Origin of the sequence: Paenarthrobacter sp. NPDC090522 (assembly GCF_044769225.1) — a bacterium.
In the GTDB taxonomy this organism is placed as follows: Bacteria; Actinomycetota; Actinomycetes; order Actinomycetales; family Micrococcaceae; genus Arthrobacter.
In genome coordinates this window covers 330,149-337,159 of record NZ_JBIVXL010000005.1, presented here as the reverse complement: position 1 = coordinate 337,159, position 7,011 = coordinate 330,149, and the positions used below count along the sequence as shown (strand labels likewise).

The window sequence follows — 7,011 nt, the reverse complement described above, 5'->3', positions numbered from 1 at the left end:
CAGAGCAAACCCGCCAGAAGTGTCTACGAGGTCCTGAGACACACTGTCCACGAAGTCATGAGACACAAGTGTCCATTAAGTCATGAGACTCCACACGCGTTTTCAGCGGTCAAAACGCGCACAAATGCGACCCAGTTGGGTTTACACGGATGCGGTGCTGCGGTCGCGGAGGGCCAGGTAGATCTTGTCCCGGGCGATCGGCAGATGGCCGAAGCGGACTCCGGTGGCGTTCCGGATGGCGTTGGCCAGCGCTGGAGCCACGGGGTTGAACGGGCTTTCGCTCATGGACTTGGCGCCGAGCGGGCCGGTGGAGTCGTTGGTGGTGGCGAAGTACACCTCGCTCCGGGGCACGTCCGCGAAGGACGGAATGTGGTACTGGCGCAGGATGTCCGTGGTGACCAGGCCGTGGTCATCCACTTTCACTTCCTCATACAACGTGGCGCCCAGGGCTTGGGCGATGCCGCCCTCGATCTGCCCCCGGCATTGGCGCGGGTTGACCACCACTCCGGCGTCGGCCGCCTGGACGCTCTGCAGGATCCGCAACTCCCCCGTTCCCGTGTTCACGGCGACGCGGAACCCATGGACGTTGAAGGCCACCGAGCGCGGCGTCCCACCCCAGTTGCCGTCGGCGGCAAGCCGGACGCCCTGGAGAGTGCCGGCGTCGTAAATCTCCTTCAGCGGCACCGAACGGTCGCCGCATTCCACGGCCCCCTCAACCAAACGGCAGTCCGCCAACGGAACACCGGTCAACGAGGCCGCCACGGTCTGGATGCGGGTAGCGAGTTCCAATGCCGCGGCAAGCGTTGCCTTTCCAGCCACCACCGTTCCGGCCGAGCCGAACGCGCCGGTGTCGTGCTCAACGAGGTCGGTATCCGACTGCCGGACCTGAATCTTGTAAGCAGAAGAAGCCAGCGCCGTGGCCGCCAATTGCGCATGGACCGTGGTGGTGCCGTTCCCGAATTCCGCCGTTCCGACGTCGACGGCGAACCTTCCGTCCGCTTCCAGGCTCACCCGGGTGTGGGCGAAGTGGCCTCGCGGCGGAACGGTATCGATCATGGACAGTGCCGCGCCCTCACCGGTGACCCACTCCGGTCCGAGGTCGTCGAGGCCCGCGGCACGGTAGCGTTCCTTGCCCCGGTCCAACGCGTCGCGTACCAAGGCCACGCACTGGTCCAGCCCGTAGCTTCCGTAGTGCACGTCCTCTTCCGGCTCCGGCGTGGTGGAGAGCATGTGGTCGCCCGAGCGGACCATGTTCTTGAGCCTGAACTCCAAGGGGTCCATGCCGATCCCCACGGCGAGCTCGTCGATGGCGGATTCGATGGCGAAGATCATCTGGCTCAGGCCGTATCCACGGAAAGCTCCCGCCGGGACCGTGTTGGTATACACGGACTGGGCATCCACCTTCTTGTTGGCGCACTTGTACACAGCCAAGGACTCGCCGCAGCCGTGGAACATGACGCCCGGCGCGTGGTTGCCGTAGGCGCCGGTGTTCGTCACCACATCCAGTTGCAGCGCGGTGAGGTAGCCGTCCCGGTTGGCACCCGCCTTGAGTTTGATGGTGAACGGGTGGCGCGTGGTGGTGGCAGTGAACTGCTCCGTACGGGTGAACTCCACCTGCACGGGTCGCTTCAAAACCAGGGCCGCCAACGCCACGAGGTCTTCCGTCAGCACTTCCTGCTTGCCACCGAAACCACCGCCTACGCGGCCTGCGACCACGCGCACGTTTTCGGGCTGGAGCTTGAAGAGCCGGACCAGGGTGCGCTTCACCAGGAACGGAACCTGGCTGGAGGAACGGACCATGAGCCGGCCCTCCTCGTCCAGCCAAGCAATGGATGCGTGGGTTTCCATCGCCACGTGCTGCACGCGCTGGGTCTGGTACGTGTGCTCATGGATGAAGTCTGCGGCTGCGAACCCTTCCTCCACACTGCCGAGTTCCGCGTGGACCTCGGCCACCACATTGTCCAGGGGCCGGGCGATCCGGGACTGGACGCCGTCCTTCTCCCCGTGGATCGCGGGAGCGCCTGGCAGGATGGCTTCCTGCGGGGTGAAGACCGGCTCCAGGAGTTCATACTCGACTTCCAGGGCACGGGCACCGGCCTCGGCAGCCCCCACCGATTCGGCCACGACGGCGGCGACGCGCTGTCCGATAAAGCGGACCACGGTGTCCAGCACCCGGGTATCGTCCGGATCGTCCGTGTAAATCTCATGTTGTGCGGTCGAGAACAGCTGTTGCGGCGCGTCCTCGTGCGTGAAGACGGCAACTACGCCGGGCACAGCCAGTGCGGGTGCCATGTTGATGGACAGGATCCGGGCGTGGGCATGCGGGGAACGCAGCAGCTTGAGGTGCAGCAGGCCCGGAAGTTGCTCGGCAGGGACATCCAGGGTGTACCGGGCGGTGCCTGTCACCACGGCCTGGCTGGCGGGTGCGGGGACGTTGTCGCCGAGCTGGCCTGCTTTCGGTTCGACGGCGGCAGGTGCCGGTGCCCCGGAAACGTCCGTTCCGGCGTCGTGCTTATGAGCGTCGTTTGAATGCCCGCACACGGCGTCCGCGATGGAGCGGTAACCGGTGCAGCGGCACAGGTTTCCCTTGAGGTTCCGCGGCAGGTTGGCACGCTGCTCGTCGTCGAACGTCGCGGCAGTCATCATCATGCCGGCGGTGCAGAAACCGCATTGGAAGCCCTGGCCCTCCATGAACTGCTCCTGCACAGGGTGGAGTCCCTTGGCAGTGGCGAGGCCTTCGATGGTGGTGACGGCTTTGCCTTCGGCACGGACCGCCGGGTAGATGCAGCTGTGCACGGGAGTACCATCGACGTGCACGGTGCAGGCTCCGCAGTCGCCGCCGTCGCAGCCTTTCTTGACCCCGAAGTTGCCTTGCTCGCGCAGGAAGGTGCGCAGGCACTGGCCGGGACGGGGTGTGGCCTGCGAGGCAGCGCCGTTGATCTCAATTGCCATGGGAGGCCTCCTTCGAGGTGCCTGGGATTTCGGGTTGCGTGGACGGCTGCGGCGATGTGGCGTGGGGCGGCCAGAAGTCGCCGGACACGGTCATGGATTCGTCCAGCAGCTCCGCACGGATTTCCTCGGCGAGCCGCAACGTCATGTCATGCCGCCACTCGGGCAAACCGTGGATGTCGTCGTGGTACAGGTCAGCGGGAATTGAATGTTCGACGGCGGCTGCCAACGTGGCGGCGTCCGGAACCCGGTCCGCGGCGAACCTGAGTTGAACCGGCCGTTTGGTGGAAGCCGTCACGGTGATGACCAGGCCGAAGACGGGATCGAGTCGGCCGATCAGCAGCACGCCGGAGCGACCCAGGTTGCTCAAGGACAAACGCCGGAACGACACGCGGGCCGAGAGTGCCTCGGCAGGAAGGTGGATGCTGCGGAGGAGTTCGCCCGGCGCAAGGACATTCTGCATTTCGCCCGTGACGAAGTCCGCAACGCTGACAGTGCGGCTGGTGCCGTCCGGGCTGAGGATGGTAGCCACTCCGTCCAGGCCGGCGCAGAGCGAAATCATGGGTCCGGCCGGAAGGGACGTGCACATATTGCCGCCCACTGTGGACATGTTCCAGATCTTGAAGGACGCCACGAAGGAATCGCAGCTGGGACGGATCAGGGCAAGCCCGGGCCATTCGCGGTGGGCTGTTTCCGCCGCTTCAGGGAGCGCATGGAGTTCCGCGACAGTACAGGTTGCCGCGAGTTCGATGCCGTCGTCCGTGACTGTGATGGCCGGCCAGCCCGTACTCCCGAGGTCGAGCAGGCGCTTGAGGACGGTACTTCCGTAGGAGAAGAGGACAGTTCCGCCAGCCAGCCAGGCGTCACCTTCACGCCACTCGGCAGGGTCCGTGGTGGGTACCACGGCCTCGATGGTGTTCATGTCCATGGGTCCTCCTGGGTTTCAGGGTCTGTAGTAGTGGTCGAGTGGATGGGCCCCGAGCTGTCTTTGAGGGAACGGAAGGCTGCGTTGCCCGGCCGGCTCCCGCGTGCGGCCACGATCTCCGCGGTGATGGAAACGGCTACCTCGGCAGGCGTCACGGCACCGAGCTCCAGGCCAATCGGGGAATGCAAACGCTCCAGGGCCTCGGCCGGGGTGCCTTTGTCCAGCAAGGCATCGATGCGTTGCCGGTGGCTGCGCCGCGAACCCATCGCGCCAATGTAGGCGAGCTTCAGGTTCAGGGCCGTCTCCAGCAAAGGGATATCGAATTTGGGGTCGTGGGTCAGGACGCACACCACCGTGCGGGTATCAATGCGTCCGGCCGCAGCTTCGCTTTCGAGGTAGCGGTGCGGCCAGTCCGTAACCACCTGGTCAGCGCCCGCGAAGCGGTTTTGCTGGGCAAAGGCGGGGCGGGCATCGCAGAGCGTGACGTTATAGCCAAGCAATTGGCCGGCGGGGAGCAGCGCTGCTCCGAAATCGTTGGCACCGAAGACCAGCATCCGGGCGGCGGGGAGGCGGCTCTCCACGAACAACGTGATGGGTTGCGGCTCGGGTTCTTCACGGGGGTTGTCCCACCGGTCCAGCGTGACCCAGCCGTCAATGCAGCCTTCGGGCGGAGCGAGCCGCACCAAACCGGCGCGGCCACCCTGGAGCAACGGCTCAATCTGGGCAGCGGCAGCGAAAAGCGTAGCCGGATGGTCCCCCAGCAGCTTGGCGAGGCCCTCGGACTCCATGGCCCGGAACCGGACCGGATCATGCACGACGACGGCCCCTCCTTGGGCGTCGAGCCTGCGGATCAGTGCCAAGGGAGGTGGGTTTTGGTGATCGTGGGCCGTGGGGCCTGTGAACGCGGAGAGCTCCGGCATTCCGGCCTTAAGGGGCTGGATATGGACTTCCAGTTCCCCTCCACAGGTGAGTCCGACGGCGAACGCGTCCTCGGAACTGTAGCCGAACGACTCCAGGCGCGGGCCGCCGTCGCGCATTGCTTCCAGGGCCGCTTCAACCACGGCACCTTCCACGCAACCGCCGGACAAGCTGCCCAGGATTTCGCCGCTTTCGGAGACCATCATGGAGGTCCCCATGGGCCGCGGCACCGACCCGCCGGTCCCCACGATCGTGGCCACAGCGCAGAGCTGGCCGGAGACCGCAGGCCGCCAGCTGCCCAGTGAAGGCATCAGATCCAGCATGGCTACACGTCCTTTTTCCAGGTGTCCCGGCCAGGTGGCCCGGCCGGAGCAGTGCGCGATCTTGCCCCATGTTCTCATTCCCGGAGGGTGTTGAGGGGTAGTCGCGATTAATCAGTAAGAAGTCATAGGTGCGGGGGCAAGGGCTTCATCTCCCTGCCCCCGCTCCATGGCGGAGCATCGGAACCCAGCCGCCGCCCGCCGTCGTTCCCGTATGGAGCGGGACGACGACGGCGGGCGCCTATTCGTGCGGTGGGATCCAACGGACCGCCGTTCGTGGTGCCGGTTTGCCCGCCGGCCCGGGGTTTCGCGCGGCCGCTAGATGCCCATCAGGGCGTTGATCGGACCGCGGGCGAAGTAGATCACGAAGCCCGCCGTGACCACCCACATGAGCGGATGGACCTTCTTGGCCTTGCCCGATGCCGCGTTGACCACGGCGAAGGAGATGAACCCCACGCCGATGCCGTTGGCGATGGAGTACGTCAGCGGCATGGTGACGATAGTCAGGAAGGCCGGCAGTGCGATGGCGAACTTGGTGAACTTGATCTCGCGGATCTGCGCCATCATCATCGCGCCAACCACCACCAAGGCCGCAGCTGCGACTTCCAGCGGGACCACCGAGGTGAGCGGGGTGAAGAACATCGAGCCCAGGAAGAGCAAGCCGGTGACCACTGAGGCCAAGCCGGTACGGGCTCCTTCGCCGATGCCCGCTGCCGAGTCGATGTACACGGTGTTGGACGAACCGGAGGTTGCGCCGCCCACCACCGCGCCCATGCCTTCGACAATGAAGGCGGACTTCAGCTTGGGGAACGTGCCATCCTTGTGTGCCACTCCGGCGCTCTTGGCCAGGCCGGTCATGGTGCCCATGGCGTCGAAGAAGTTGGTGAACACCAGGGTGAAGACCAACATGGTGGCCGCCAGGCCGCCAATGCGGGCGAACGAACCAAAGAGGTCGAACTGGCCTACCAGGCTCAGGTCAGGAACGGACACCAGCTGGCTCGACAGGATGGGGACGTTGAGGTGCCAGCCGCCGGGGTTGTCGGCGGTGCCTGGACCGATGTGGAACACAGCCTCGGCAACAGCGGCGAGGACGGTGGTGGCGACGATGCCGATCAGCAGGCCGCCCTGGATCTTGCGTGCCACGAGGATACCCATGGTCAGCAGTCCCACGATGAAGACGAGGGTGGGGATGGACGTGATGGATCCGTCATTGCCGAGCTGGACCGGTGGGCCACCAGCCGTGGGACGGACAAAGCCGGAATCGACGAAGCCAATGAAGGCGATGAACAGGCCGATGCCCACAGTGATGGCGGCCTTGAGTTCCTTGGGTACTGCCTTGAAGATCGCCGTCCGGGCACCCGTGGCACCGAAGAGGACAATCAGGATGCCGTTGATGACCACCAGGCCCATGGCTTCGGGCCACGTGACCTCCTGGATCACTGCGACGGCAAGGAAGGAGTTGATGCCCAAGCCTGCTGCGAGTCCGAAGGGAAGGTTGGCCACAAGGCCGAAGACGATGGTCATGACACCAGCGGTGAGGCCGGTGACTGCACCGACTTGTGCTGCCGACAGCCATCCACCGGCTACATCCGTGGGGGCGTTCTCGGCAGAGAAGCCACCCAGGATGAGCGGATTGAGGATGACGATGTAGGCCATGGTGAAGAACGTGACCAAGCCGCCGCGGAATTCGCGGGCCAACGTGGAGCCGCGCTTGGTGATCTGGAAGAACTTATCCAGGAAGTTCGGCGGCTTCTTGCCGCCTCCGTTGGCGAGGGCCGTAGCCGTGTGCTTTGCTTGTGCTGCTGTGGGCTCTGCGTTCTTGTCCCCGTTGGGGAAGAGCGCAGCCTGCTTTTCAGCTGCTGTCTGCATTTCTGCGTTTTCCAGGATTTCCATGTCAGC

Annotated in this window: 4 protein-coding genes; all 4 read right to left on the bottom strand. The window is 65.1% G+C overall.

What is annotated here, in order from left to right; all coding sequences use genetic code 11:
• Positions 1-141: 141 nt before the first annotated feature.
• The gene (locus ACIQT2_RS08905) at positions 142-2,952 is read right to left on the bottom strand and encodes a molybdopterin-dependent oxidoreductase (RefSeq protein WP_402945623.1); all 2,811 of its coding nucleotides are present in this window, start codon (positions 2,950-2,952) and stop codon (positions 142-144) included.
• Positions 2,942-3,877 (bottom strand): FAD binding domain-containing protein, encoded by a 936-nt coding sequence (locus ACIQT2_RS08900; RefSeq protein ID WP_402945620.1) that lies wholly within the window; start codon positions 3,875-3,877, stop codon positions 2,942-2,944. The genes ACIQT2_RS08905 and ACIQT2_RS08900 overlap by 11 nt, the downstream gene beginning before the upstream one ends.
• Entirely contained in the window at positions 3,868-5,115 is a 1,248-nt protein-coding gene (locus tag ACIQT2_RS08895) for an XdhC family protein (protein ID WP_402945617.1), read from the bottom strand. Before ACIQT2_RS08895 ends, ACIQT2_RS08900 begins: the two co-directional genes overlap by 10 nt.
• A 315-nt stretch (positions 5,116-5,430) precedes the next feature.
• On the bottom strand, positions 5,431-7,005 hold the full coding sequence (locus ACIQT2_RS08890) for an NCS2 family permease (protein ID WP_402945614.1): 1,575 nt from the start codon (positions 7,003-7,005) through the stop codon (positions 5,431-5,433).
• Positions 7,006-7,011: the final 6 nt, after the last annotated feature.